The 25,036-nt window shown below is 66.2% G+C and carries 25 protein-coding genes; 8 read left to right on the top strand and 17 right to left on the bottom strand.

The genetic code is table 11. The features are described from left to right. Positions 1 to 25: 25 nt before the first annotated feature. The 4 genes from KWG56_RS14940 to KWG56_RS14955 all read right to left on the bottom strand — a co-directional run bounded on the left by KWG56_RS14940 (position 26) and on the right by KWG56_RS14955 (position 4,636). Positions 26 to 592, bottom strand: coding sequence for a hypothetical protein (locus tag KWG56_RS14940; RefSeq protein WP_219352743.1), 567 nt, complete (start codon positions 590 to 592; stop codon positions 26 to 28). Between the two features lie 80 nt (positions 593 to 672). Next, positions 673 to 1,386: a tRNA (guanosine(46)-N7)-methyltransferase TrmB gene (gene trmB, locus KWG56_RS14945; protein WP_219352744.1), complete on the bottom strand. Its 714-nt coding sequence runs from the start codon at positions 1,384 to 1,386 to the stop codon at positions 673 to 675. Between the two features lie 48 nt (positions 1,387 to 1,434). Beyond that, positions 1,435 to 2,421, bottom strand: coding sequence for a UDP-glucose 4-epimerase GalE (gene galE, locus KWG56_RS14950; RefSeq protein ID WP_219352745.1), 987 nt, complete (start codon positions 2,419 to 2,421; stop codon positions 1,435 to 1,437). A 10-nt stretch (positions 2,422 to 2,431) separates the two neighbouring features. Continuing rightward, positions 2,432 to 4,636, bottom strand: a complete 2,205-nt coding sequence (locus tag KWG56_RS14955; RefSeq protein ID WP_219352746.1) for an AGE family epimerase/isomerase — start codon at positions 4,634 to 4,636, stop codon at positions 2,432 to 2,434. Between the two features lie 282 nt (positions 4,637 to 4,918). Here KWG56_RS14955 and KWG56_RS14960 point away from each other — a divergent pair, with 282 nt between their 5' ends. Next, positions 4,919 to 5,605, top strand: coding sequence for a LolA family protein (locus tag KWG56_RS14960; protein ID WP_219352747.1), 687 nt, complete (start codon positions 4,919 to 4,921; stop codon positions 5,603 to 5,605). Positions 5,606 to 5,863: 258 nt separating this feature from the next. Continuing rightward, complete coding sequence (gene xth, locus KWG56_RS14965; protein WP_219352748.1) at positions 5,864 to 6,661, top strand: exodeoxyribonuclease III; 798 nt, start codon at positions 5,864 to 5,866, stop codon at positions 6,659 to 6,661. Between the two features lie 3 nt (positions 6,662 to 6,664). Here xth and yczR read toward each other — a convergent pair whose 3' ends face one another. Then, positions 6,665 to 8,143, bottom strand: a complete 1,479-nt coding sequence (yczR, locus tag KWG56_RS14970) for a MocR-like transcription factor YczR (protein ID WP_219352749.1) — start codon at positions 8,141 to 8,143, stop codon at positions 6,665 to 6,667. Between the two features lie 60 nt (positions 8,144 to 8,203). On the opposite strand from yczR, the gene yczE reads away from it, so the two are divergent. Further along, positions 8,204 to 8,797, top strand: coding sequence for a membrane protein YczE (gene yczE, locus KWG56_RS14975; protein ID WP_219352750.1), 594 nt, complete (start codon positions 8,204 to 8,206; stop codon positions 8,795 to 8,797). 210 nt (positions 8,798 to 9,007) lie between these two features. Here the strand turns inward: yczE and KWG56_RS14980 are convergent, their stop codons facing one another. Together KWG56_RS14980 and KWG56_RS14985 are read right to left on the bottom strand one after the other, a co-directional pair. After that, entirely contained in the window at positions 9,008 to 9,694 is a 687-nt protein-coding gene (locus tag KWG56_RS14980) for a response regulator transcription factor (RefSeq protein WP_201098495.1), read from the bottom strand. An 81-nt stretch (positions 9,695 to 9,775) separates the two neighbouring features. After that, positions 9,776 to 10,474 (bottom strand): YggS family pyridoxal phosphate-dependent enzyme, encoded by a 699-nt coding sequence (locus KWG56_RS14985; RefSeq protein ID WP_219352751.1) that lies wholly within the window; start codon positions 10,472 to 10,474, stop codon positions 9,776 to 9,778. On the opposite strand from KWG56_RS14985, the gene KWG56_RS14990 reads away from it, so the two are divergent. Next, a complete protein-coding gene (locus tag KWG56_RS14990; RefSeq protein ID WP_219352752.1) occupies positions 10,473 to 11,120 on the top strand; it encodes a thiamine phosphate synthase in 648 nt (215 codons plus the stop codon). The two genes, KWG56_RS14985 and KWG56_RS14990, sit on opposite strands and share 2 nt — an antisense overlap. A gap of 12 nt (positions 11,121 to 11,132) precedes the next feature. Here the strand turns inward: KWG56_RS14990 and KWG56_RS14995 are convergent, their stop codons facing one another. Beyond that, complete coding sequence (locus KWG56_RS14995; RefSeq protein WP_201098489.1) at positions 11,133 to 11,519, bottom strand: NtrZ family periplasmic regulatory protein; 387 nt, start codon at positions 11,517 to 11,519, stop codon at positions 11,133 to 11,135. Between the two features lie 365 nt (positions 11,520 to 11,884). Here KWG56_RS14995 and KWG56_RS15000 point away from each other — a divergent pair, with 365 nt between their 5' ends. The 4 genes from KWG56_RS15000 (at position 11,885) to holA (ending at position 16,578) form a co-directional block, all read left to right on the top strand. After that, positions 11,885 to 12,337, top strand: coding sequence for a DUF3576 domain-containing protein (locus tag KWG56_RS15000; RefSeq protein WP_201098486.1), 453 nt, complete (start codon positions 11,885 to 11,887; stop codon positions 12,335 to 12,337). A gap of 134 nt (positions 12,338 to 12,471) precedes the next feature. After that, the gene (leuS, locus tag KWG56_RS15005) at positions 12,472 to 15,036 is read left to right on the top strand and encodes a leucine--tRNA ligase (protein ID WP_219352753.1); all 2,565 of its coding nucleotides are present in this window, start codon (positions 12,472 to 12,474) and stop codon (positions 15,034 to 15,036) included. Continuing rightward, positions 15,036 to 15,515 carry an LPS assembly lipoprotein LptE gene (gene lptE / locus KWG56_RS15010; RefSeq protein WP_201098482.1) on the top strand — a complete coding sequence of 160 codons (480 nt, stop codon included), beginning with the start codon at positions 15,036 to 15,038 and terminating at the stop codon, positions 15,513 to 15,515. Before leuS ends, lptE begins: the two co-directional genes overlap by 1 nt. 10 nt (positions 15,516 to 15,525) lie before the next feature. Continuing rightward, positions 15,526 to 16,578: a DNA polymerase III subunit delta gene (gene holA / locus KWG56_RS15015; RefSeq protein ID WP_219352754.1), complete on the top strand. Its 1,053-nt coding sequence runs from the start codon at positions 15,526 to 15,528 to the stop codon at positions 16,576 to 16,578. A 26-nt stretch (positions 16,579 to 16,604) separates the two neighbouring features. Here holA and KWG56_RS15020 read toward each other — a convergent pair whose 3' ends face one another. The 9 genes from KWG56_RS15020 to KWG56_RS15060 all read right to left on the bottom strand — a co-directional run bounded on the left by KWG56_RS15020 (position 16,605) and on the right by KWG56_RS15060 (position 25,035). Continuing rightward, positions 16,605 to 16,787 carry a hypothetical protein gene (locus KWG56_RS15020; protein ID WP_201098477.1) on the bottom strand — a complete coding sequence of 61 codons (183 nt, stop codon included), beginning with the start codon at positions 16,785 to 16,787 and terminating at the stop codon, positions 16,605 to 16,607. A 26-nt stretch (positions 16,788 to 16,813) separates the two neighbouring features. Beyond that, a complete protein-coding gene (locus KWG56_RS15025; RefSeq protein WP_201098475.1) occupies positions 16,814 to 17,698 on the bottom strand; it encodes a ParB/RepB/Spo0J family partition protein in 885 nt (294 codons plus the stop codon). 28 nt (positions 17,699 to 17,726) lie between these two features. Continuing rightward, on the bottom strand, positions 17,727 to 18,536 hold the full coding sequence (locus KWG56_RS15030; protein WP_201098473.1) for a ParA family protein: 810 nt from the start codon (positions 18,534 to 18,536) through the stop codon (positions 17,727 to 17,729). Then, complete coding sequence (gene rsmG / locus KWG56_RS15035; RefSeq protein WP_219352755.1) at positions 18,526 to 19,152, bottom strand: 16S rRNA (guanine(527)-N(7))-methyltransferase RsmG; 627 nt, start codon at positions 19,150 to 19,152, stop codon at positions 18,526 to 18,528. Before rsmG ends, KWG56_RS15030 begins: the two co-directional genes overlap by 11 nt. After that, a complete protein-coding gene (gene mnmG / locus KWG56_RS15040) occupies positions 19,149 to 21,029 on the bottom strand; it encodes a tRNA uridine-5-carboxymethylaminomethyl(34) synthesis enzyme MnmG (RefSeq protein ID WP_219352756.1) in 1,881 nt (626 codons plus the stop codon). Before mnmG ends, rsmG begins: the two co-directional genes overlap by 4 nt. Positions 21,030 to 21,122: 93 nt before the next feature. Beyond that, positions 21,123 to 22,433: a tRNA uridine-5-carboxymethylaminomethyl(34) synthesis GTPase MnmE gene (gene mnmE / locus KWG56_RS15045; protein WP_219352757.1), complete on the bottom strand. Its 1,311-nt coding sequence runs from the start codon at positions 22,431 to 22,433 to the stop codon at positions 21,123 to 21,125. Positions 22,434 to 22,544: 111 nt separating this feature from the next. Next, positions 22,545 to 22,769 (bottom strand): DUF6489 family protein, encoded by a 225-nt coding sequence (locus KWG56_RS15050; RefSeq protein ID WP_201098464.1) that lies wholly within the window; start codon positions 22,767 to 22,769, stop codon positions 22,545 to 22,547. 78 nt (positions 22,770 to 22,847) lie between these two features. Then, a complete protein-coding gene (gene rho, locus KWG56_RS15055) occupies positions 22,848 to 24,281 on the bottom strand; it encodes a transcription termination factor Rho (RefSeq protein ID WP_219352758.1) in 1,434 nt (477 codons plus the stop codon). Positions 24,282 to 24,519: 238 nt separating this feature from the next. Next, entirely contained in the window at positions 24,520 to 25,035 is a 516-nt protein-coding gene (locus KWG56_RS15060; RefSeq protein ID WP_219352759.1) for a hypothetical protein, read from the bottom strand. Position 25,036 lies beyond the last annotated feature (1 nt).

The raw sequence follows: 25,036 nt of genomic DNA on the forward strand, positions 1-25,036 counted from the left end.
CGATGTGAAGGGCCATATAGGGGTTTCAAGCGCGCTTGTCAGCCCTCTTTGACGCGCGCCCTCCCCGCCTGAGGCGAAAGTAGAGAGATCCCGCCATGAAACCCGCCGCCAGAATAGCCGCTACGACGCCGCCCAGGGTCGGATCCCAAAGCCAGTCGGGAGCCTCGTCATATGCCCGCCCCTGCTCCATCAGAAACAACCAGGGCGAAAACAGAAAGCTGAAAGCAGCAGACAGACGGCTGCCGACGAGGGCCGTCACCACATAGCCCCCCGCCGAGAGCAGACCAGCCATACCCCACATCCACCATCCACCCGACCGCAGCGTGCGCTCGGCCAGCCAACAACCCGTCGCACCGAACAGGAGCGACGGCAGAAGGCCCCAGAGGGTCACCATGACGATCAGCGCCAACAGGGCGACCAGGGTCTGGATTGCAAACTCCAATGACGCCCGGATCTCGCTCGCAGGCGGCGCAGTATCGAAAATCGCGCCACCCAGCGCCCAGACCAGAACAAAGATCAGGGCCAGGCCCGGGGCGCACAAGGCACTGAGACAAAGGCCGGACAGACGAATCCCATCGCTGGACGACTTCATGTCCCCCTCCTGAACGCCATGGTCGGTTCAACCGCCGACACTTGTCCGTCCTGACCGCCGCCCGTCAACAATGACGGAGATTATACGCGGCGGAATTCAAGGAAGACCGGCGTGGTGTCGCCCAGCTTCTTTTCCTCATAACGGGTGACGACGTGATCCGCAGGCGGGACGAACCAGTCCTGATCCGCCGCACCGATGCGTTCCAGACCCGGCGTGCGCTCCAGCCGCTCCAGCGCCCACTCGGCGTAATCCAGCCAGTCGGTGACGAAGCGCAGGGTTCCGCTCGGCTTCAGGATGCGGGCGAAGGCCTGGGCCGTCTCGTCCTGCAGCAGGCGGCGCTTGTTGTGGCGCGCCTTGTGCCAGGGATCGGGGAACAGGATCAGCACCCGATCGACCGACGCGTCCGGCAGGGCGTCCACCACGTCGCGCGCATCGTCGGCGTGGATGCGGACATTCTTCAGTCCGCCTTCCTCGACATGGCGCAGGGCCGAGGCCACGCCGTTCAGGAAGGGCTCGCACCCGATGACCAGGGCGTCGGGCCGCGTCGCCGCCTGGGCCGCCATATGCTCGCCGCCGCCGAAACCGATTTCCAGCCACACCTCGGTCGCCTCAGGCATCATCGCCTTGGGGTCCAGCGGTCCGGCCTTGGGGTCCGGCACGGCGATGGCGGGCAGCAGCGTGTCCATCAGGGCCGCCTGACGCGGCTTGATCGGGCGGGCCTTGATGCGGCCGAACGACCGCAGCGGGCGGTCCAGGTGCGGATTGTCGTCTTCGGGGGGCAGGTCGGCGCTCATGCGCCTGCCGTTAGCGGTCGAAGGCCAAGGCGTCCAGCGCAGGACGCATCAACCGATCCGCTCGCGCTCGGCCGAATGCCAGCGCCAGGCCGACTGGATGATGTCCGTCAGGTCGCGCGTCGGCCGCCAGCCCAGCACCTCGCGCGCCCTGGCGTTGTCGGCGACCAGAACCGGGGCGTCCCCCGCGCGGCGCGCCACCGTCTCCACCTCGAACGGCAGATTGGTGGTGCGGCGGATGGTGTCAATCAGTTCTCGGACCGTGGTGCCGGTCCCGGTGCCCAGGTTGAAGACGGTCGTCTCGCCACCCTGCAGCAGATATTTCAGCGCCCGCACATGGGCGTCGGCCAGGTCCATCACATGGATGTAGTCGCGCACCGCCGTGCCGTCGCGCGTGTCATAGTCGTCGCCGAACAGTTTGAAGCCCGACCGCTGGCCCAGGGCTGTCTGCAGCGCCAGGGGAATGGCGTGGGTTTCCGGATGATGCCGCTCGCCGATCCGTCCCTGCTCATCCGCCCCCGCCGCGTTGAAATAGCGCAGGCAGACCGAGCGGAAACCGGCATAGGTCGAGTAATCGTCCAGGGCCTGTTCGACCATCAGCTTGGACCGGCCATAGGGGTTCAGCGGCGCCTGGGGATGGGTTTCGTCCATCGGCAGGCGCACCGGATCGCCATAGGTGGCGCAGGTCGAGGAAAAGACCATGCACTCAACCCCGCCGCGCCGCGCCGCCTCGATCAGGGTGATCGCGCCCGCGACATTGTTCTCATAGAACCGGCCCGGCGCCTTCACCGACTCCCCAACCTCGATCAGGGCGGCGAAATGCAGGACGGCGACAGGCCTGTGCGTGGCGATGACCTCATCCAGACGCGCGCCGTCGCGAATGTCGCCCTGCTCCAGAACACCCCACTGCACAAAGGCCGCATGGCCGTTGCTCAGGTTGTCATAGACGACTGGCGTGAATCCAGCCTCATGCAGGGCCAGACAGACGTGCGATCCGACATAGCCTGCGCCGCCGGTTACAAGAACGGTTTGAGACATGAGTTTCTGTTCAGTTCAGCCGAAGCGGGCTGGCGTTCAGACCTACGGCCTTGGCGGTGACCTGCAGCTGAAGATAGGCCCCGAGGATATGATACAACGAACTCGCCGGCGCTGGCTCATCAATGAAATCGCCGCCTTCCAGCAGCTTGTCACGCCACAGACCGTCCGGCGTCAGGTAAAGCCACAGGGCGCGCTGGGCGGCGGCGGCGTCCTCCAGAAAACCGGTCCGCTCCCCGTCGTCGCTGACTTCCGCCAGAATCAGCGCCGCCTTCATCCATTCGGTCTGAGGCCAGAGCCTCGCGCGCGGGTTCCGCACGGCGCCGTCGGCATTCAGGGCGTCGACCGCCACCTGTCTCTGAGAGGCGATCCCGCGTCGCCCAAAGGCGTAAAGCCGACGCGCTGCAGCCAAGGCTGTCGCGTCGCCGCGCGCCCGTCCGTACCGCGCCAACAGCCACGCCCACTCAAACTGATGGCCCGGCTCGACCAATCGGCCATCCTCGCCCGCAGCAGGCGACCAGTCCGCATCGAAATATTCGCGCAGGAAGCCGCCCTCTGCATCAATGAACCGTTCCAGCGCCAGAGCGACAATGCGATCGGCCAGTTGCGCCCAACCTGCGTCTTCGCCCGCGATCTCCCACGCCAGGCAGGCCTCCAGCAGATGCATGTGGGCGTTCGACTGATAGGGGTGGTCGCCCTTTTCAATCAGGCCGCCCTGTTGCGGCGCATGCTGCAGCAAAGCCTGCCGCACAGCCAGGGCGCTGTTCTCATGATCACCCTCAACCCCGGCAAGAGAGGCCGACGCGCGGGCCAGCATCAGAAACGCCTGATCATAGACCATGGCCGTTTCATCCAGCGGCCGTCCCTCTTCATCCAGCAAGGTCCGCATCAGGCCGTCCGCCCGAAGATAGTCAGCCTCAAGCCGGGCCAAGCCCTGTTGAACCAGACCTATCCACGGCCCCCGCCATCCGCTTCGGCCCGCTTCGGCATAGACGTGGATCTGACGCGCCTGAACCCGCGCACGCCGCTCGGCTGCAACAGATCGGCCATCAAGGCCCAGAAGCTCGGCGAAGGCGCCCTGATCCTGACCTGCCGACGCCCATAACGGCAAGGCGCGCATGCGCAGCCAGTCGGCGAACCGTCGTCCGCCATCCGCCAGACCTTCCGGCTTCGGGTTCTTAAAATCCAGATGTTGAGGCGAAGCCGTCTTCAGGCGTTCGACCACCTTCTTGACCTCCTGACTGCGGTTCATGTCGCAGACCAGAACGGCGTCGTGTTCGACGATGATGGCGAGGTTGCGCACGCCGATGGCTGCAACCATCACCCCTTCCGGCGCCCGCGCCATGCAGTTTTCAGCATCCTCAAAAATAAAGGCGCCGAGATCGCCCTCGCCTGTCGCGGAAACCGCGTCCCAAGCCCCCAGGTCAGACCAGGCGAAGTCCACGGCCAGAACCGAAGCATGCCGGGTCTTCTCCATCACCGCATAGTCGATGGAGATCTTGGGCGCGGACGAAAAAGCGGGCGACAAGGTGGCCAGATCCCCGGCCTCTATCGGCGGCAGGGCGGCGACAACCGCCGCGGCCACCGCAGGCGCCTCATGCCTGAGCTCGTTCAATAGGGTTGCAGCAGAGACGATGAAATTGCCGCTGTTCCACAGATAGCCGTCAGCAATATAGCGTTCGGCGGTATGAGCATCCGGCTTCTCGACAAAAGCCTTCACGGCGGACAGCCCCTGCCCCTCCGGCGCGATATAGCCATAGGCGGATGACGGCGTATCCGGCCTGACGCCCAGGGTGACGATCTGGCCTGCTCTGGCCGCTTCCGCCGCCTTCAGCGCAGCGTCGCGGAACGCCTGATGATCGGGAATATGATGGTCCGATGCGACGAAGACATTGACGCCCGTCGGGTCCAGGCGCGCGGTCCAGGCGGCGGCGGCGGCCATGGCTGCGGCGGAGTCCCGCGCTTCAGGCTCCAGCAGAACCTGCGCCTCGACCCCCAGTTCAGCCAATTGGCTGAGGATCGCATCCCGGTGCGCCACGCCCCCGACGACGATCAGCCGCCCGCCGTCCGACGACAGCGGCGCCACGCGCAGCGCCGTCTCCTGAAACAGAGAGCGGTTGCCTGACAGCGGAATGAATTGTTTCGGCCTGGAGGGTCGCGACGCCGGCCACAACCGCGTCCCCGCCCCACCGCACATGATTACCGGATAGATCCCCATAGGCCCCAGATTACACACCGGCCGCGCTCATAAAACCTTGAAACGATGACACTTCGCGATTTCAAACGACCATTGTTACAAGAAAGCCGCGCAACCCCAGGCTCCTGCTGCGTCAGTCTCGTCCTGTCGAAAGGCGCAGGCAACAAACCCCTGCATTCAGCATTTCGATGAACAGGGCTTCATCGGAGCGCCGGAATATGGTCAGGCTCGCGTCATGCTGACGCCTGATGGACTGAGGAGGGTGGCGGCCTCGACAACCGTCCCGAACGGGAGACTGAAGACATGAACGACCGCGCCGCCAAGACTATCGCCGCCCCTGCCGATCTGCCGCGCCGCCAACTGCTGCTGGGCGCCGGGCTGGTGACGGGTTTCGCCGCGCTGGGCGTCTTCGGCTCACCGGCGCAGGCTCAGACCGCTCTGTCGGCTGAAGACCGCGCTGTTGTGCAGCAGGCCCAGACCTATCTGCAGGGTCTGACCTCGGCTCAAGGCTCCTTCGTCGAGACCGGACCCAACAATGTCCGCCGCGAGGGGCGTTTCTATCTGCAGCGTCCGGGCAAGATGCGGTTCGAATACACCAATCCCGCCGGGCTTCTGGTCGTGTCGGACGGCTATAACGTCAAACGCTATGACCCCCGGCTGGAGAATTTCCAACAGGTGCCGCTGGGCCGCACCCCCCTGTCGGTCTTCCTGGCCCGCAATGTCCGTCTGGATCAGGGCGTCCGCATCGACGGCGTGACCCGCATGGCCGGCGGCGGCTTCTCGATCACCGCCCGCGATTCCGCCCGTCCGAACGACGGTCAGGTGGTGTTGAGCTTTGCAGGAAGCCCGCTGCGCCTGACCGAATGGACCATCACCGATCCGCAAGGCGCCCGCACGCGGACCCAGCTGACCGCCCTGCAACCGGCCTCTAGCCTGGCCGCCAGCCTGTTCCAGCTGCGCGACCCCACGCGCCGCCCGGGCCGTAACTAACGGATCATGGAACGGAAACCTCAACGATCACGGTTATCAGTCCGTTACCGGATAATCACACTCAAACAGTAATTATGACAGTTTGACCTTTTCGTTTTGTCGTGACATCTAGATCACAGGACGACGGCGGTCGTCCTACCGCCACGGATGTCATCCCCCTCCCGGCGGCGAGAGAGACGAAACTTTCAGAGCCCGGCCCGCAGCGGCCGGGCCTTTTTTATGCCGCCAAACCTGATCTTGGCCTGCTAAAGCGGGGCCATGACCCTTCGCCTCGCCACCTGGAACATCAACTCCGTCCGCCTGCGCATCGACCAGGTCGCCCGCTTCGTTCAGGAGCGCGCGCCGGATGTCCTGATGCTGCAGGAGATCAAATGCACCACGGACCAGTTTCCGCGCGCAGCCTTCGAGGAGATGGGCCTGCCGCACCTGCGCGTTCTGGGCCAGAAGGGCTGGCACGGGGTGGCCATCGCCAGCCGCCTGCCGATCGAGGACAGCGAAACCTTCCAGGTCTGCAAGCTGGGCCACGCGCGCTGCGTTTCGGCCAGCGTCGCCGGAATCGACATCCAGAACTTCTACATCCCCGCCGGCGGCGACATCCCCGACCGGGCGCTGAACCCCAAGTTCGATCACAAGATGGACTTCTACGAACAGTTGACCGAAATCGTGGCGCGTCAGGACAAGTCGCGCCCTCTGGTCATGGCGGGTGATTTCAACATCGCGCCGGGCGAAGGTGATGTCTTCAACCACCGCTACATGTCCAAGATCGTCAGCCACACCCCCATCGAGGTCGAGACCCTGAACCGGCTGCAGGCCACGGGCGGGTTCGCCGACGTGCTGCGCGACCGTTTCCCCGAGCCGCAGAAACTGGCCAGCTGGTGGAGCTACCGCGCCGCCGACTTCCGCAAGTCCAACCGGGGCCTGCGCCTGGACCACATCTGGACCTCCCCCGGCCTGACCTCCGCCGTGGTCAAGAACACCGCCCGCATCCACGACGACGTGCGCGAATGGGAACGCCCTAGCGACCACGCACCGGTGACCGTCGACCTGGACATCTGATCCTTAATAGACGGCGACCGGACGGCTAGGCGGCGGCGACGACGACTTGGGCGAGCGCCCCACCTTTTCCGCCGCTCGAACCAGACGCTCGACCACCTGATCCAGTTCGGGCTCCGGAAGGGTGTAGGGCATGCGCAGGCGGCGTTCGAAGGCGCCGTCTATGCCGAAGCGCGGGCCAGCCGCCAGCCTGACGCCCTCTTCCGCCGCCTGTTGGGTCAGGGCCGTGCTGATCGGTCCGGGCAGGCGCGCCCACAGGGACAGGCCGCCCGCCGGACGCGGGCAGACCCAGTCGGGCAGGCGTTCGGCCAGACGCGCGCGCAGATGATCTCGCCTGGCCCGCAACAGGGGCCGCCGCGCCGCCAGGGCCGCGCCGCCGTCGTTAAGCAGTTCGACCGCCGCCAGCTGCTCCAGGATCGGCACGCCCAGATCGAAACTGGCCCGGCTCTGGGCCAGACGCTGGATCACCGCCCGGTCCGCGCGGATCCAGCCGATGCGCAAACCGCCCCAGACGCTCTTGGACATGGACCCCAGCCGCACCATGCGCGGCGCATCCACCGCCGAGGCGGTCAGGGCGGGCGGACCGCTGAGGGTCAGCTCCACCAGCGTCTCGTCCAGCACCAGCAGGGTCTCCGACCCCTTCAGCGCCGACAGCAGACGCAGACGGTCCGCCGTCCGCATCATCCGCCCCGTCGGATTATTGTGGTCCAGCACCAGATAGGCCATCGGCGCGGTGTGGCGGCGGCAGGCGCAGGCCAGACCCTCGACATCCCAGCCCTCCTCGCCGTCTTCGTCCGGCAGGGCGACCGGGATGGGCCGCGCGCCCGCCGCCAGAATGGCGTCTATGGCCTGCGGATAGGTGGGATGGTCGAACACCACCGCATCGCCGGGCCGCACCGTCAGCCGCAGCAGATGCACCAACCCATTATGCGCCCCATGGGTGATCAGGATCTGCCCGGCCGAGGTCGGCAGGCCGCGCCGCCGATAACCCGCCGCCACCGCTTCGCGCAGCTCCTCCAGCCCCGCCGTCTCATAGCCATGCCCCGGCAGATTGGCCGGCAGACGCTCCAGCGCCCGCACATAGGCGGCATGAATATTCGGATCCGCAGGCAGGACCGCTGCGGTCAGGTCGATCACATCCGAGGTTTCCGCCTCGGTTGCCGCGGGTTGACGGGTCAGGCCAGGGTTGCGACTGGCGTTGCGGCTGGGCGGCAGGCTGGTGCGGGCGGCGGCCCCTTGTCCTCCGGTCAGGAATCCGTCATCGCGCAGTCCGCCATAGGCGGCGGAAACAGTCGTTCGGCTCAGACCCAGCGTCTGGGCCAGCTCGCGTTCTCCCGGCAGGCGCGCGTCCAGCGGCAGCCGTCCGTCCAGGATCAGCAGCCGCACCGCACCGGCCAGCTGGCGATAGGCGGCCCCCGCCCCCGGCCTGCGCCAGTCTCCCAGATGGCGGATCAGGGTGGCGGAACGGATGGTGCGCGGCGTCATCAGGCCAGAATGCCACAACTGGCCCTTTTTCTGAAGTCCAGTTTGGCGCAAATGACCCGAATGACCCGTCGTCTGCTCCAGCTTTTCCTCGGCCTTGGCCTCTACGGCCTGTCCATCGCCATGATCGTCCGCGCCGGTCTGGGACTGGACCCCTGGGATGTGCTGACGCAAGGGGTGTTCGAACGGTTCGCCGGTCCCGCCGGGATCAGCTTCGGCATGGTGGTCAATCTGATCGGTCTGGCGGTGCTGCTGCTGTGGCTGCCGCTGCGCCAGAAGCCGGGCGTCGGCACGGTGGCCAATGTTCTGGTCATTGGCACGGTGGCCAATTTCGGTCTGGACTGGATCCCGTCTGACCTGGCCCTACCCCTGCGCGCCGGCCTGCTGGTCGCGGGCATTGTGCTGAACGGCGTGGCGACCGGCGCCTATGTCGGGGCGGGCCTTGGTCCCGGTCCGCGCGACGGCCTGATGACCGGCATCGTGGCCCGCACCGGCTGGCCGGTGAAGTGGGTCAGAACGGCCATCGAGATCACCGTCGTCGCCGTCGGCTGGCTGCTGGGCGGTTCGGTCGGACTGGGCACCATCCTGTACGCCGTGGCCATCGGCCCGCTGGTCCATGTCTTCCTGCCGATGTTCACGATCAGGAAGAAGGGCTAGAGGCCGCTCGACATTCCGTCGGCTGGAAATCTTAGATCGTCATTCCGGGGCTGAGCAAAGCGAAGAACCCGGAACCCAGGGCTGCAGCGCCGTCGTTGGACGTATTCGGCGCAGGGTTGCGAGCCTCCTGGGTTCCGGGTTCGTCCTACGGACGCCCCGGAATGACGCGCTAGGCTGAATATCGATTAGCCTTGAGGACCGCCAGCCCGCTTACGGCTGCAGCCTGTATCCGCCCGCGTCCGTCAGCAGCAGACGCGCCTGACCCGGCTCGGGCTCGATCTTCTGGCGCAGGCGATAGATGTGGGTTTCCAGCGTGTGGGTCGTGACCCCGGCGTTATAGCCCCAGACTTCCGTCAGCAGCTCTTCGCGCGACACTGGCTTGGCCCCGGCGCGATAGAGGTATTTCAGGATATTGGTTTCCTTCTCGGTCAACCGCACCTTCTTGCCCTTGGCGTCCGTCAGCATCTTGGACGCGGGGCGGAACTCGTACGGGCCGATGGTGAAGACCGCGTCCTCGGACTGTTCGTGGCTGCGCAGATGGGCGCGGATGCGCGCCAGCAGCACGGCGAACCGGAAGGGCTTGGTGACATAGTCGTTGGCACCCGCATCCAGCCCCAGGATGGCGTCGGCGTCCGCCGACTGGGCCGTCAGCATGATCACCGGGGTCGACACCCCGTCCTTGCGCAACAGGCGGCAGGCCTCGCGGCCGTCCATGTCGGGCAGGTCGACGTCCAGCAGGATCAGGTCGGCGCGGACCTCGCGGCCCATGCGGACCCCGTCCGTCGCCGTCGCGGCCTGCAGGGTGCGGAACTCTTCATGCAGGTTCAGCTGCTCGGCCAAGGCCTCGCGCAGGTCGTCGTCGTCGTCGATGATCAGGATGGTCTTGGGCGTAGGCATGGGTCAGACAATGGCGAGGCTTTGGCCCCGCGCCAAGGCTTGGGGGTGCGAATTCAACTCAGGTAACCGCTTAGAGCCTGTTTAAGGCCGATTTCGTTCCCCGAACAATGCGGTTCCGACGCGCACATGGGTCGCGCCGCGACCGATCGCCGCCTCGAAGTCGCCGCTCATCCCCATCGACAGGACCGACAGGCCGTTGCACGCCGCGATGGATTTCAACAGGTCGAAATGCGGGGCGGGATCTTCATCCGCAGGCGGAATGCACATCAGGCCCTCGACATTCAGACCATGGGTGTCGCGCGCGGTCTGGATCAGGGCGTCGGCCTCATCGGGCAGGACGCCGGCCTTCTGGGGTTCGGCGCCGGTGTTGACCTGGACCAGAACGCGGGGCGAACGGCCCAGCTTGGCCGCCGCGACCGCCAGGGCCCGCGCCAGTTTTTCGCGGTCCAGGGTCTCGATGACGTCGAACAGGGCCACCGCGTCCTCAGCCTTGTTGGTCTGCAACGGGCCGATCAGGCGAAGCTCCAGCCCCGGCAGGTCCGCCAGACGGTTGGCCCAGCGGCCTTCAGCCTCCTGCACCCGATTTTCGCCGAACACCCGCTGGCCCGTGGCCAGGATGGCGTCGATGGCCTCAGCGCCTTGCGTCTTCGACACAGCGGTCAGGACCACCGAGGCGGGGTCGCGGCCTGCCGCCTGACAGGCCGCGTCGATACGGCTGCGGACGGCGGTGACCCGTTCTGCGATGGACGCCGGAGGTGAAGCGGGGGAAGAAGGGCTCATGATCCTGCCGACCGGTTACAGCGATGAGGCGCGTGCGCTCTGGGATGCGGCGACCGCTCTAAACCGCGCCGCTGCGACTGTCAGCCCGCGCGCCGTCGGTTTGCCGCCACTGCTGTTCTTCACCGACCCGGAACGGACGCCCCGTCCGTGGGAGACGGCGGCGCGTCTGCCCGCAGGCTCCGCCGTCGTCTATCGCGCCTTCGGGGCGGCGGATGCGGTGGGAACAGGCCGGCGTCTGCGTGAAGCGACCCTTGGCGCCGACGTGCGGCTGCTGGTCGGTCGTGACCTTGATCTGGCCCAGGCGGTCGGGGCCGACGGCCTGCACCTGCCGGAGCGCGAGGCCGCGCGGGCCGTCGAAATCCGCGCCGCCCATCCCGACTGGCTGCTGACCGCCGCCTGGCACGGCGCGCCCCAGCCGCTGATGGAAGGGTTGGACGCCCTGATCCTGTCGCCGGTTTTTCCGGCGGGCGGCGCGTCGTCGGCCAAGCCTGCGCTGGGCGTCGCGGGGTTTCAGGACAGGGTCAGGTCAATCGCTGCGCCCGTCTATGCCCTGGGCGGCGTCAGCGCGCTGAATGCAGGCGAACTGCGGGGATCCGGCGCCTGCGGACTTGCGGGCGTCGATGCGGTTCAGTCAGCATTTCGCTGACCTTAAAGCCGATCAGAACTTGAAGATGGTTTCCAGACGAACGCGCGGCTGGGCGCGGCCGTTGGTTTCCTGGGCGCGGGCCGGATCGGCCTCAGGCGCGCCGACAGCGGCGGCGGCGCCGACACGCAGGCGGTCGTTCAGGCGGTAATAGGCGCCCGCCTCGACATCGCCCCAGTCGGTTTCACGACCGACGGGCTGGTTCAGGTTGAAATCCAGGCTCCAGCGGCCGTTCTCATTCAGGCGCAGGCCGCGGCGCGGGGCCGGGGCGTTGGGCTGGCCTGCCTGGGCGTCGGCCAGCGAAACACTGGGCGCGCGGGTCTGCGACTGGGCGAGCACAGGCGTCGACACGGCGAGAACCGCCGTCGCAAACCCTGCTGCTATGATGCCGCCGAAACGCATTCCAGATCCTCAATGACCTCGCAAACCCGCAAGGCCGCACGCTTTTCCGTCCTTAGATGGGGACGGACTGCGCGATTAGACACCCGGGGTCCGGTCGGTCAACGCAGTCACGGGCGCATATTTCCGATTCTGTTCATTGTTGCACTGCGATGTGGCTCAAGCGTCACGGGAATTGCCCCAAAACGAGCCGATGTTCGCCCAATGGATCGTCGAACTGGCCAAACAGAAGCCCCCGCCCGCGACTTCGCCTTGTCATCGCCCCTTTTGACCGTGTTATAGAACCCTGCTGCGGCGCGGATCATGCGAAAGCCGTGCGCGTGCGGGCCGAGGGCCCTCACGGTTCAGAGTTTACGGAGACTTCCTTGATGAGCCTCAACAAGGCCCTGGTTCGCGGCGTCGCCATCGCCCTGGTCTCGGGCGTCGCCCTTGCGGGCTGCTCCAGCATTCCTTTCGTCGGCGGCAAGAAGAGCGCGCCCAAGACGAACGTGCAGCAGGGCATCGGCGTCAACGGCTATCTGTGGCGCGCCTCGCTCGACACCCTCAGCTTCATGCCCCTGATCACCGCCGACCCCTGGGGCGGCGTGATCAACTATGACTGGTACTCCAGCCCCCAGGCTCCGAACGAGCGGTTCAAGGCCACGGTCTTCATCCTGGACACCCGCCTTCGCGCCGATGCGCTGACTGTCACGGTGAGCAAGGAAGTGAAGGGCGCGGACGGTCAATGGACCACCGCCCCCGTCGCCGCCCAGACCGAGTCCGATCTGGTCAACGCCATCCTGACCAAGGCGCGCCAGCTCAACCTCGCCAACGCCGGCTGATTCAGGCGCTCTTCTATGCTGGCGCCGATGCTTCGGTCTGAGCGCCAGCCACTATTCTTCTTGGGGCGCGACCGCCCTTCGGGCTAGTTGAGCGCGAGGGCGCGTTAGCGTCCTCGCTGCTTTTCAGGATCCCCGTGGCCCGTTACGAACCCAAGACCGCCGAACCCCGCCAGCAGACCCGCTGGGCGGACGCCAACGCCTTCGTGACGAAGGACACCGGCCGTTCGAAGTATTATGTTCTTGAAATGTTCCCCTACCCGTCCGGGAACATCCACATGGGTCACGCCCGCAACTATGTGATGGGCGACGTGGTGGCCCGGTCCAAGCGCGCCCAGGGCTTCGATGTCCTGCACCCGATGGGCTGGGACGCCTTCGGCATGCCCGCCGAGAACGCGGCCATGGAGCGCGGCATCCACCCCAAGGGCTGGACCTACGACAACATCGCCACGATGCGGGATCAGCTGAAGCTGTTGGGCCTGTCGCTGGACTGGTCGCGTGAGTTCGCCACCTGCGACCCGGAATATTACGGCAAGCAGCAGGCCTGGTTCCTGGAACTGTATCGCCGCGGTCTGGTCTATCGCAAGGACGGGGTCGTCAACTGGGACCCGGTCGACAATACGGTCCTGGCCAATGAGCAGGTGATCGACGGGCGCGGCTGGCGCTCCGGCGCCCTGATCGAGAAGCGCAAGCTGAACCAGTGGTTCCTGCGCATCACCGACTATGCCGACGACCTGATCGACGGCCTGAAAGACCTGGACCGCTGGCCCGACAAGGTCCGCCTGATGCAGGAAAACTGGATCGGCCGCTCCAAGGGTCTGCAGATGACCTGGAAATGGGCGGGCGAGGCCCCTGCCGCATCGCCGGAAGGTCTGGAGATCTACACCACCCGCCCCGACACCCTGTTCGGCGCATCCTTCATGGGGATTGCGCCCGACCACCCCATCGCCAAGGCCCTGGCCGAGGCCAACCCCGAGGTCGCCGCCTTCGTCGCCGAATGCCGCAAGGGCGGCACCTCGCAGGCCGACATCGACCAGGCTGAAAAGATCGGCTGGGACACGGGCCTGAAGGCCGTCCATCCCTTCACCGGCGCCGAGGTTCCGGTCTGGATCGCCAACTTCATCCTGTCGGAATACGGCACGGGCGCCATCTTCGCCTGCCCGGCCCACGACCAGCGCGACCTGGACTTCGCCCGCAAATACGGCCTGCCCGTCACGACCGTGGTCCGCCCTGAGGGCGCCGGCGACGACTTCGCCGTCGGCGACGAGGCCTATGTCGGCCCCGGCTCCATTTTCAATTCCGACTTCCTGAACGGTCTGGACATCGAGGCCGCCAAGGCCGAGGCCATCGGCCGGATCGAGGCCGCCGGAACCGGCAAGGGCGCGACCATCTACCGCCTGCGTGACTGGGGCGTTTCGCGCCAGCGCTACTGGGGCTGCCCCATCCCGATCATCCACTGCCCAAGCTGCGGCCCGGTGGAGGTTCCGGCCGACCAGCTGCCGGTCGTCCTGCCTGACGACGTCACCTTTGACGTGCCCGGCAACCCGCTGGATCGCCACGCGACCTGGAAACACGTCAAATGCCCGTCGTGCGGAACGGATGCGACGCGCGAGACGGACACCCTGGACACCTTCGTGGACTCCAGCTGGTATTTCGCCCGCTTCACCGATCCCAAGGCCGAGGCGCCGATCGACAAGGCCGCCGCCGACCACTGGCTGGCCGTTGATCAGTATATCGGCGGCGTCGAACACGCGGTGCTGCACCTGCTCTACGCCCGCTTCATCACCCGCGCCCTGACCGATGCCGGTCTGATGAGCGTCAAGGAGCCGTTCGCGGGCCTGTTCACTCAAGGCATGGTCGTCCACGAAACCTATTTCGAGGGCCATGACGAGGTCGGCAAACCGCGCTGGGTCGAGCCCACCGACGTGAAGATCGAAACCGTCGACGGCCAGCGCGTCGCCACACGCCTGTCGAACGGCGCGGCCCTGACCATCGGCGACATCGAAAAGATGTCCAAGTCCAAGAAGAACGTCGTCGCGCCGCAGGAGATCCTGACCTCGCACGGCGTGGATGCAGGCCGCCTGTTCGTCCTGTCCGACAGCCCGCCGGAACGCGACATCCAGTGGACGCCGGGCGGCATCGAGGGCGCCAGCCGCTTCGTCCAGCGCACCTGGACCCTGTTCGACGGCTTCGATCCCGCCGTGGCGGGCGATGAAAAGGCCAACGCCGAACTGGTGCGCGAGACGCACAAGGCCATCAAGGCCGTGTCTGAGGGCGTGGAAGGTTTCCGCTTCAACTCCGCCATCGCCAAGCTGTACGCCTTCGTCGCCACCGTGCGCGACAACGCCAAGGCGGGCGGTGACGCCAAGCGTCAGGCCCTGTCGGCCTTGGCGCGCCTGATAGCCCCCTTCACCCCGCACCTGGCCGAGGAATGCTGGACGCGCCTGGGTGAGGACGGGATGGTTCTGGACGCGCCGTGGCCTGTGTGGGACGCTGCGCTCGCGGCTGACGACGAAGTGGTCCTGCCCATCCAGATCAACGGCAAGCGCCGGGCGGAAATCCGCGTGGCGCGCGGTTCCGAACCGGCCGCGGTCGAGGCTCTGGTCCTGGCTGACGAGACCGTCAAGGCGCGTCTGGAGGGTCTGAGCGTGAAGAAGATCGTCGTGGTCAAGGACCGCATCGTCAATCTGGTGGCCGGCTGATGCGCGTCGCGGCGGTCTTTGCGGTCCTGCTGGGGCTGGGGGTTTCGGCCTGCGGCTTCACGCCCATGTACGCCGAACCGGCGACGGGGTCGGCCCTGCGCCGCATCGCCGTCACGACCCAGGACGACCGTCTGGGGTACCGACTGCGCGAGCAGTTGGAAGACGCCCTGGCCTGGGACCGCAGCGTCACGCCGCTATACCGCCTGACCGCCACGGTCGAGCAGAACCGCCGCTCGCTGGGCCGCCGCATCGACGACACCGCCACCCGCTATGAGCTGACGGTCAAGGCGACCTGGACCCTGACCCCGGCCGCGGGCGGAACGCCCCTCAGCGGCGCGGAAACCGTCACCACGACCTATGCCAGCGACGACCAGCCCTACGCCGCCATCGCCGCCCAGCAGGACGGCGAGGAGCGCGCCGCGTCGGAACTGGCCCGCCTGATCCGTCTGGACGTCATGCAGGCGCTGTCAGGCCAGTGAGCCGACTGCGATGATCCTCGCCAAACGCCCGGAAATCGAACGGTTCCTGAAGGCGCCTGATCCGGCCATCCGCGCGGCGGTGATCCACGGCAAGGACCGTTCCGGCGTCGCCGAACGGGCCGAAATCCTGTGCAAAACGGTCACGCCGGACCTGAACGACCCCTTCAACGTCACCGTCCTGACCGACAGCGACATCGACGGCGACGAAACCAGGCTGGAAGAGGCCCTGACGGCCATGTCCCTGATGGGCGGGCGTCGTCTGGTGCGCATCCGTCTGTCGACGATCAAACCCGGCGTGGACAAGGCCGTCGCCGCTGCGGTGAAGATCCATGCTGCGGGCGGCTATAATCCTGACGCCATGCTGGTGGTCGAGGCCGATCAGTTGGGCCGTGAATCCGCGCTGCGAAAGACCGCTGAAAAGGAAAACGGCGCCGTCGGCATCGTCTGCTACGAGGATGAAACCGGCGATGTGGCCCGCATGACGCGCGAGGCCCTGGCCGCGGACAAGGTCGGCCTGAACGCCGACGCCCTGGACCGTTTCGTCGCCCGTCTGCCCCGCGAACGCGGCCTGATGCGCCAGGAGATCGAACGTCTGGCCCTGTTCATCGGTCCCGGATCCGGCCGCACCATCGGTCCGGAAGAGCTGGAGCAGCATCTGGGCGTCGAGCCCGACGCCTCCCTGTCGGACGCCGCGCTTCAGGCATTCGGCGGTCGGCCCGGCCCTGCCCAGTCCGGCCTGCGCCGCGCCTTCGCCGAAGGGGAGTCTTCGGTGCTGGCCGTGCGTTCCGCCGCCATGCATCTGGGCCGTTTGCGCCGGATCAACATCCTCCAGGCCAATGGCGCCAACGCCAAGGAGGCCGCAAAGGCCGCAGGCGTCTTCTGGAAGCAGGAGGCGGAAATGCTGCGTCAGGCCCGCGCCTGGCGGCTGGAGGCGCTGGACGATGTTCTGGACAGCATCAACACCGCAGACGTCGCCACCAAGACGACGGGAATGCCGGATCAACTGATCGCGGAACGTCTGCTGCTGGAGATCGCGGGCCGCGCGCGGCGCCTGGGCCTCTAGAGCCCGCGACCTGCTCTGCGGAAGGCCTAGCCCCGCTTCGAGGCCTTGCGGAACGCAGGCTTGGCCATGGCCACATTGCGCGCTGACACGCTTTTTTCTTCAGCCTTGGCGCTGGGCTGGCCGGAGAATCCGTGGCCGGCCTTGGCCTTCTTGGCGGCGAGGGCCTGTTTCAGTTTTTCGGCGGGGGTGAGCGTGGTTTCTTCAGTCATAGGCTCACCCTAGCACGCCAAACCCCTCAGCCCCGCATCAATCGGCGGCAAAGGTCGTCCAACTGCTCCAGCGAGCCGTAACGGATGGTCAGTTCGCCCTTGCCGCTGCGGTCGTTCAGCTCGACCTTCAGGCCCAGGGCGTCGGCCAGATCCTGCTGCAGGGCCACGACATCCGCCGAGCCCTCGCCTGCCCGCGCCACAGCCTTGGCCTTGACCGGTTTGGGCCCTTCCGTCGCGCGACGCGCCAGGGCCTCGGTTTCGCGCACGCTCAGGCCGTCGACAAAGGCGATGTCGGCCAACTGGCTGGGGTCCGGCGTATTGATCAGCGCCCGCGCATGACCCGCCGACAGCTTGCCCTCACGGACATAGAACAGCACCCGCTCCGGCAGCTGAAGCAGGCGCATCATGTTGGCGACATGGCTGCGGCTCTTGCCGACAACCCCGGCGACGGCGTCCTGGGTTCGACCGAAACGGTCCATCAGAACGCGGTAAGCCTCGGCCTCCTCCAGCGGGTTCAGATCGGCGCGCTGGACGTTTTCGACGATGGCGACCTCGAAGACCTCAACATCGTCCATCTCGTGAACGACGATCGGCACCTCAGTCAGCCGCGCGGCCTGCGAAGCGCGCCAGCGACGCTCGCCGGCGATGATCTGCCAGACGCCGTCCTCGCCCGGCTGGCTCCGCACCAGAATGGGCTGAAGCACGCCCTTGTCGCGGATCGAGGCGGTCAGCTCCTCCAGATCTTCCTGGCGGAAGGTCTTGCGCGGCTGGTCCGGGTTGGGCTTCAGGCTCTCGATCGGCACGCGCTGCACGCCGGCCGGGACCGGAGCGTCCGGCGCCACCGGCGCCTCCGCATTCTCGCCCATCAACGCCGACAGGCCGCGGCCCAGACCTCTGTGTCGTTCAGCCAAGATACTGTTCCGTTTCTTCTTCTAAAACTCAGGCCGCCAGCTTCAGACGCTGACGTTCGCGCTTCACCACTTCCTTGGCCAGACGCAGATAGGCCTGGCTGCCGGCGCATTTCAGATCATAGATCAGCGCGGGCTTGCCAAAGGACGGCGCCTCAGCGACGCGGACATTGCGCGGAATGACGCTGGCGTAGACCTTGTCGCCGAAGTGAGCGCGGACGTCATTGGCCACCTGCCCCGACAGGGCGCTGCGGCGGTCGAACATGGTCAGGACCAGGCCCTGGATCTCCAGCGCCGGGTTCAGGCTGTGCTTGACCATGTCGATGGTCCGCATCAGTTGGCTGAGACCTTCCAGCGCGAAGAACTCGCACTGCAGCGGCACCAGAACCGCGTCCGCCGCCGCCATGGCGTTCAGCGTCAGCAGGTTCAGCGACGGCGGGCAGTCGATCAGCACATAGTCATACGCGGTAGGGCCGTCGTCGTGGGCGCGCAGAGCATCCCGAAGGCGATAGGAGCGACGATCCGCCTGGCTCAATTCGATCTCGACCCCCGACATGTCGGCGTCGGCCGGGACGATCCACAGGTTCGGAACCGTCGTCTGGACCGAGGCGTCCGCGATGGAACGCTGGTCCACGACCACGTCATAGATGGTGACCCGGCGTGTTTCACGTGGAACACCCAGGCCCGTCGAGGCATTGCCCTGTGGGTCCATGTCCACAATCAGCACCCGCTCGCCGATGGCGGCCAGGGCGGTGCCCAGGTTGATGGCGGTCGTGGTCTTGCCGACGCCCCCCTTCTGATTGGATACGGCGAGAACTCGGGCAGGCTTTTTAACGGGCACGTTTCAGGCTCCGGACTGTCACGATACGGCCCCGCGCATCGCTCTGCGACGGGACCAGTTCAGCTTGGAAATGCCAGGATTTCCGGGCTTCAAGCAACTCCGATTCCGCCTTCTCCCCCTTGAGAAACAGACCTTGTGCACCCCTTTCGAAGTAGGGCTGTGCATAACCGAGAAGCTTATCCATAGGCGCCACAGCCCGTGCTGTAACGATGTCACATCGCACACGCTGCTCCTCGGCCCGTCCATTCAGAACCGTCGCCGGAAGACCGAGCGCATTAACGATCTCCTGAAGGAAACGGCAACGTTTGCGCAGGCTGTCGATCAGCCAGACATGCGCCCCTTCCCTGTCCTTCAGCAGGATCGTCAGGACGACGCCCGGAAACCCCGCGCCCGCTCCCAGATCCACCCAGGTCAAGGCGTCCGGGGCGTGGGTCAGCAGTTGGGCGCTGTCCCAGGCGTGGCGGTTCCAGAAGTCCGGCAGGCTGTCCGGCCCCACCAGGTTCATGACTTCATTCGCCTCGGCCAGGCGCAGGCGAAACGCCTCCAGATCGGCCATTTGTTCAGGCGTCGCCCGGGTCTTTTGCTGGAAGACGGCCTTCTCGGCTTCCAGGCTCATGCCGCCACCGTGGTGCGCGGCGCGCGTTTCACGTGGGACAGAAGGGCCGTCAGGGCGCCGGGTGTCATGCCTTCGATCCGCCCGGCCTGGCCGAGCGTGCGCGGGCGGATGCGGATCAGCTTGTCCTTCACCTCGTTCGACAGACCGCCTATGGCGTCATAATCCAGATCGACAGGCAGGATCAGCGCCTCCTCCGAACGCAGGGCGGCGGCGTCCACGGCCTGCCGGTCAAGATAGTTGGCATAGCCTGCATCAATCTCGACCTGCTCCCTCACCTCTGGGCTCCAGGCGGCGATGGCCGGGCAGACGAGAACAAAGTTCTCCAGCGTCACGTCCGGGAAGGCCAGAAGTTCGCGCATCGAACGGCGGCGCCCATCGGCGTTCACCGGAATGCCCAGGGCGTTGGCCTCCTTGGGCGTGAAGAGGGTTTCACGTGAAACAGAACTGGCCTTGGAAAGTTCGGCCGCCTTGGCCTCAAACCGCAGCCGCCGCGCCTCCGACACGATGCCGAGAGACACCGCCAACCCCGTCAGACGCTGGTCGGCATTGTCGGCGCGCAGGCTCAGCCGATATTCGGCGCGACTGGTGAACATGCGATAGGGCTCGGTCACGCCCCGCGTCACCAGATCGTCGATCATCACCCCGATATAGGCCTGGTCCCGACCGAAGACGACGGGCTCCTGATCCGATGCGGCACGCGCCGCATTCAGCCCCGCCATCAGTCCCTGGGCCGCCGCCTCTTCATATCCGGTCGTGCCGTTGATCTGGCCTGCCAGATAGAGGCCAGGCCGCTTCTTCACTTCCAGCGTCGGGCTCAGTTCACGGGGATCGACATAATCGTATTCGATGGCATAGCCGTAACGGAATACCTCGACCGCCTCCAGACCGGGGATGGTCCGAAGGAAGGCCAGCTGGGTCGGCTCGCTGACCGAGGTCGAAATCCCGTTCGGATAAACGGTCGGATCATCCAGGCCTTCCGGCTCCAGGAAGATCTGGTGGCTGGTCTTGTCGGCGAACCGCACCACCTTGTCCTCGATCGAGGGGCAGTAACGCGGGCCGATGCCGGAGACCTTGCCGCCATAGACGGCGCTCTCCCCCAGGTTTTCGGCGATGATGCGGTGGGTCTCCGCCGTCGTATGGGTCACGCCGCAGGCGATCTGCGGGACCGTGATCTGATCCGTCAGGAAGGAGAAGGCCGATGGGACGGCGTCCGCATCCTGCATCTCCAGCCGATCCCAGGCGATGGTTCGACCATCCAGCCGGGCGGGCGTGCCGGTCTTCAGACGGCCCATCATCAGCTCGGCGGCGTGCAGATCGGCGGCCAGGCCGGTCGAGGGCGCCTCGCCATGTCGGCCTGCCGGGATACGTTCGTCGCCACGGTGAATGACGCCGTTCAGGAAGGTGCCGGTCGTCAGGACCACGGACGAGGCGTGAATCCTCTCCCCTGCCCCGGTCGTGACGCCGACAACGCGGTCGCCGTCAAGGATCAGGCTTTCCGCCGTGCCCGCCATCAGGGTCAGGTTCGGCGTCTGGGCCAACTCGGCCTGCATGGCTTCGCGATACAGACGGCGGTCGATCTGGCTGCGCGGGCCCCGGACCGCCGCCCCCTTCGAGCGGTTCAGCAGGCGGAACTGGATGCCCGACACATCGGCCAGCCGCCCCATGATGCCGTCCATGGCGTCGATCTCACGGACCAGATGTCCCTTGCCCAGACCCCCGATGGCCGGGTTGCAGGACATCTCGCCGACGGTCTCAAGCTTCTGGGTCAGCAGCAGGGTGCGCGCGCCTGCGCGGGCGGACGCCGCCGCCGCTTCACAACCGGCATGGCCGCCGCCGATGACGACGACGTCACAGGTGATTTCGAGTGGGGAGTTCATCTGCGCCACATAGTCCAAACAGCGGCTCTTCGCCACCCGTGCGACAAAGGCAAGGTGGATACGGTCAAGCCTGTTTCACGTGGAACACCGGTATTACTTTCCGATGCAGAAGGTCGAAAAGACCTGACCCAGTATGTCCTCGACCCCGATCGCGCCCGTGACGCGCGACAGCGCCTCGGCCGCACGACGCAGATCGTCACCGGCCATTTCGGGCGCCACGTCCAGCGCCGCCAAGGCCGCCTCGACCGCCGCCAGGGCTTCCGTCAGACGCAGTCGGTGACGCTCGCGCGTAATGGCCGGGAAGTCGGCGCCCGACAGATCGCGGGCCAGTCGCGCGGCGATCCAGTCATGCAGATCGGGCAACCCCTGCCCGGTCTGGGTGCTGACCGTCAGACTATCCAGGCCTCTGGTCGCGGTGACTGTCCCGACATCCGCCTTGTTGGCGATCACCAAGTCGCCCGATTGGGCATAGTCGGCGGCGACGCCTTCCGGGTCGCCCGGCGCCCGGACCCACAGTCGCAGGTCCGCCTGTTCGGCGCGCAACCGCGCCCGGCGAACCCCTTCGGCCTCGACCGGATCATCACTGTCGCGCAAGCCCGCCGTGTCCGACAGGGTCACGGCATAGCCGCCGATGACCAGATCGGCGTCCAGAACATCCCGCGTGGTGCCGGCGATGGGGGTGACGATGGCCGCCTCGCGCGCGACCAGGGCGTTGAACAGCGACGACTTGCCCGCGTTCGTTTCGCCGATCAGGACGATGCGATAGCCGTCGCGCACCCGCTCACCCCGCCGTCCTGTATCGACGGCGCGGCGCAGATCCTCCGCCAGTCGGACCAGAACCGGACCGGCGGTGCGGGCCAGATTGTCGGGAACCTCCTCATCCGGGAAGTCGATCTCGGCCTCGATCAGGGCCAGGGCGTGCAGCAGATCGCGGCGGAACCCGATGTAGGTTTCGCTCAGTTTTCCCTCCAGCTGACCCAGGGCCTGGCGGGCCTGGGCCGCCGTCTCGGCGTCGATGAGGTCGGCGACCGCCTCCGCCTGGGCCAGGTCCATGCGGCCGTTCTGGAAGGCGCGGCGGGTGAACTCGCCCGGTTCAGCGGGGCGGACGCCCAGGGCGATCAGGGCGGAACTGGCCGCCTCGACCACCGCGCGGCCCCCGTGCAGATGCAGCTCGGCGGAATCTTCGCCCGTGTAGGAATGGGGGCCGACAAAGCGCAGGATCAGGGCCTGGTCGATGTGGGCGCCGCCGTGCGTCAGATCGCGCACGGACGCCATGCGCGGTTTCACCTTGGGCGCGCCTAGCGCCGTCAGCGTCGCCTCAACCTGCGGACCAGACAGGCGGATGACGGCGATGGCCCCGCGGCCGGGCGGCGTCGCGATGGCGAAGATGGTGTCGTTGGTCATGGGATTCTCCCCGCTCTGGTCTGGCGGGCGGCAACGTCGACGTCCGGGGATTTTCCCCTTCGCCCCGTTGCGCACGGCCCTCCTCCCCCACGGGGGGAGGAGAAAACCGGCTCATTTTACAGCGGCTTCCATCAGACGGCGGAACTGGTCCTGGGCCTGAAGGCCGAAGCTGGTCCAGGTCTTCATCAGTTCTTCCGGCTGCATGGCCGCGACATTGGCCTTCATTCGATCCTGCATTTCCGCGACCATCGCCTCGTTCAGCGGGGTCACGTCGGGCAGGCCGAGAAAGGCGCGCGCCTCGGCGGGGGTGCAATCGATCTCGACCTGGACCTTCATGGAAGCCTCTCCTGTTTCACGTGAAACCCTTCCCTCAAGCAGTCGTACGCCGCGCGTACGGCGATAAGGAAATATGGATCAGGTGTTCATCGACTGGAAGAAGTCCGCGTTGTTCTTGGACTGGCGCAGCTTGTCGAGCAGGAACTCGATCGCGTCCTGCGGCCCCATCGGGTTGAGGATGCGGCGCAGGACATAGGTCTTGGCCAGCTGATCCTTAGGCGTGATGAGGTCTTCCTTGCGGGTGCCGGACTTGAGCACGTCGATGGCGGGGAAGATGCGCTTGTCCGCCACCTTGCGGTCCAGCACGATTTCCGAGTTGCCGGTGCCCTTGAACTCTTCGAAGATCACCTCGTCCATGCGGCTGCCGGTGTCGATCAGGGCCGTGGCGATGATGGTCAGCGAACCGCCCTGCTCCACATTGCGCGCGGCGCCGAAGAAGCGCTTGGGACGCTGCAGGGCGTTGGCGTCGACACCACCGGTCAGCACCTTGCCCGACGACGGGACGGTGGCGTTGTAGGCGCGGCCCAGACGGGTGATGGAGTCCAGCAGGATCACCACGTCCTTCTTGTGCTCGACCAGACGCTTGGCCTTTTCGATCACCATTTCGGCGACGGCGACGTGGCGGGTGGCCGGTTCGTCAAAGGTGGAGGCGACGACCTCGCCCTTCACCGTGCGCTGCATGTCGGTGACTTCTTCGGGGCGTTCGTCGATCAGCAGGACGATCAGGAAGACCTCGGGGTGATTGCGCTCGATCGACTTGGCGATGTTCTGCAGCATCACCGTCTTACCCACGCGCGGCGGGGCGACGATCAGGCAGCGCTGGCCCTTGCCCAGAGGCGCGACGATGTCGATGACGCGGCCCGAGCGGTCCTTCAGGGTCGGGTCCTGGATTTCCATGTGCAGCCGCTCCTCGGGATAGAGGGGCGTCAGGTTGTCGAACAGGACCTTGGTCTTGACCAGCTCCGGGTCTTCCAGATTGATCGTATCGACCTTCAGCAGGGCGAAGTAGCGTTCACCCTCACGCGGGCCGCGCACGGCGCCGTGGACCGTGTCGCCCGAGCGCAGGCCGAAGCGGCGGATCTGCGACGGCGAGACATAGATGTCGTCCGGGCCCGGCAGATAGTTGGCGTCAGGGCTGCGCAGGAAGCCGAAGCCGTCGGGCAGGATCTCCAGCACGCCATCGGCGATGATCTCGACTTCCTCGTCGGCCAGGGCCTTCAGGATGGCGAACAGCAGGTCCTGCTTGCGCAGGTTGGAGGCGTTCTCGACCTCCAGCTGCTCGGCGAAGGCGACCAGATCGGCCGGCGTCTTCTCGTTCAGCTCGGCCAGGGTGATGCGGCCGTTCGGCACGACGGGATCGCCGTCCTCTTCATCCTCGACCGTGGTGTCGACGCCGGAATCGGCGCCTGCGGCCTCGCCGGCCTCATGCTCGGCGCCGTGATGGGTCGGGGATTCAGCGTCGAGGTTTTCGGCCTCGGGGGAGTCGGGATCGGTGTCGCGGACGTCGGTCATGATGCAGGCTCGCAGTCGCGCACAGCAAAGGGCTGCGGCGTCAGGTCTCTGGGAATGTCTGGCCGTGAGGCCGAAGGGAGGTGCGGCGGGCTCCCGCTGGTCGATACCTGCAGGCGCCGCAAAAAGAGAGGGACCGCCAGCAGGGCCGAACGGTTCACCGCCAGCGGAACCACAGGCGAGCGGTCAGGTCAAGTAAGGACTCTGACGTCTCCCTGCAAAGACTCCAAGTCGTTTCCAACTACTGACCTCGCCTTCTATCGTAAGCCGAACGCCATGCCTCAAGAGCATTGGGGTCTATAAGTCTATCCAGAGCCGTCGTCGCAAAAACCGAGCTGGCTGACGGCTTTTCGTCAAACGCATAGACCATGAAATACCCGTCGGCATTCTCATCCAGCGCATCCAAAGCCGGATTCGCCCCACACAAAAAACCCGTGTGTTGAACTCGTATTCGGCGCTCTACATCAGGGCCCTTAATCTGCAGAACCGGCGCCAGAACCGCTCTGCGCCCACGAGAACCTCTGCCAAGCGCGACAGTTCCCTTGGATTCCACCCGTGCGATGAAAACCGTCGCCGCCGAACTCCAATCGCCGATTTGGCTATCCAGAATCCGCTGATTCCATTCCGCTTCGATTTGTGCTGCCGTCATCCAAGGCGGCGGCGGAGGCGGCGGGGTGCAGGCGAAAACCTCATATGCGGCGCTCAAAACGAAGAGGGCCGAAAAGGTTCCGCACGCCATCTGCAATGATTTGCGCAAA

It is taken from the genome of Brevundimonas nasdae (assembly GCF_019395145.1).
GTDB lineage: Bacteria > Pseudomonadota > Alphaproteobacteria > Caulobacterales > Caulobacteraceae > Brevundimonas > Brevundimonas nasdae.

What these genes read in the sequence shown, in the direction of transcription:
- xth (WP_219352748.1), top strand. Translation starts at nt 5,864, where the DNA reads ATGACCCTTCGCCTCGCCACCTGGAACATCAACTCCGTCCGCCTGCGC.
- trmB (WP_219352744.1), bottom strand. Translation starts at nt 1,386, where the DNA reads ATGAGCGCCGACCTGCCCCCCGAAGACGACAATCCGCACCTGGACCGC.
- KWG56_RS15000 (WP_201098486.1), top strand. Translation starts at nt 11,885, where the DNA reads ATGAGCCTCAACAAGGCCCTGGTTCGCGGCGTCGCCATCGCCCTGGTC.
- KWG56_RS15020 (WP_201098477.1), bottom strand. Translation starts at nt 16,787, where the DNA reads ATGACTGAAGAAACCACGCTCACCCCCGCCGAAAAACTGAAACAGGCC.
- rsmG (WP_219352755.1), bottom strand. Translation starts at nt 19,152, where the DNA reads ATGAGCCTGGAAGCCGAGAAGGCCGTCTTCCAGCAAAAGACCCGGGCG.
- KWG56_RS14985 (WP_219352751.1), bottom strand. Translation starts at nt 10,474, where the DNA reads ATGAGCCCTTCTTCCCCCGCTTCACCTCCGGCGTCCATCGCAGAACGG.
- mnmE (WP_219352757.1), bottom strand. Translation starts at nt 22,433, where the DNA reads ATGACCAACGACACCATCTTCGCCATCGCGACGCCGCCCGGCCGCGGG.
- galE (WP_219352745.1), bottom strand. Translation starts at nt 2,421, where the DNA reads ATGTCTCAAACCGTTCTTGTAACCGGCGGCGCAGGCTATGTCGGATCG.
- KWG56_RS15050 (WP_201098464.1), bottom strand. Translation starts at nt 22,769, where the DNA reads ATGAAGGTCCAGGTCGAGATCGATTGCACCCCCGCCGAGGCGCGCGCC.
- KWG56_RS14995 (WP_201098489.1), bottom strand. Translation starts at nt 11,519, where the DNA reads ATGCGTTTCGGCGGCATCATAGCAGCAGGGTTTGCGACGGCGGTTCTC.
- lptE (WP_201098482.1), top strand. Translation starts at nt 15,036, where the DNA reads ATGCGCGTCGCGGCGGTCTTTGCGGTCCTGCTGGGGCTGGGGGTTTCG.
- yczR (WP_219352749.1), bottom strand. Translation starts at nt 8,143, where the DNA reads ATGACGCCGCGCACCATCCGTTCCGCCACCCTGATCCGCCATCTGGGA.
- KWG56_RS14960 (WP_219352747.1), top strand. Translation starts at nt 4,919, where the DNA reads ATGAACGACCGCGCCGCCAAGACTATCGCCGCCCCTGCCGATCTGCCG.
- KWG56_RS14990 (WP_219352752.1), top strand. Translation starts at nt 10,473, where the DNA reads ATGATCCTGCCGACCGGTTACAGCGATGAGGCGCGTGCGCTCTGGGAT.
- KWG56_RS14980 (WP_201098495.1), bottom strand. Translation starts at nt 9,694, where the DNA reads ATGCCTACGCCCAAGACCATCCTGATCATCGACGACGACGACGACCTG.
- holA (WP_219352754.1), top strand. Translation starts at nt 15,526, where the DNA reads ATGATCCTCGCCAAACGCCCGGAAATCGAACGGTTCCTGAAGGCGCCT.
- mnmG (WP_219352756.1), bottom strand. Translation starts at nt 21,029, where the DNA reads ATGAACTCCCCACTCGAAATCACCTGTGACGTCGTCGTCATCGGCGGC.
- yczE (WP_219352750.1), top strand. Translation starts at nt 8,204, where the DNA reads ATGACCCGTCGTCTGCTCCAGCTTTTCCTCGGCCTTGGCCTCTACGGC.
- KWG56_RS14955 (WP_219352746.1), bottom strand. Translation starts at nt 4,636, where the DNA reads ATGGGGATCTATCCGGTAATCATGTGCGGTGGGGCGGGGACGCGGTTG.
- KWG56_RS14940 (WP_219352743.1), bottom strand. Translation starts at nt 592, where the DNA reads ATGAAGTCGTCCAGCGATGGGATTCGTCTGTCCGGCCTTTGTCTCAGT.
- rho (WP_219352758.1), bottom strand. Translation starts at nt 24,281, where the DNA reads ATGACCGACGTCCGCGACACCGATCCCGACTCCCCCGAGGCCGAAAAC.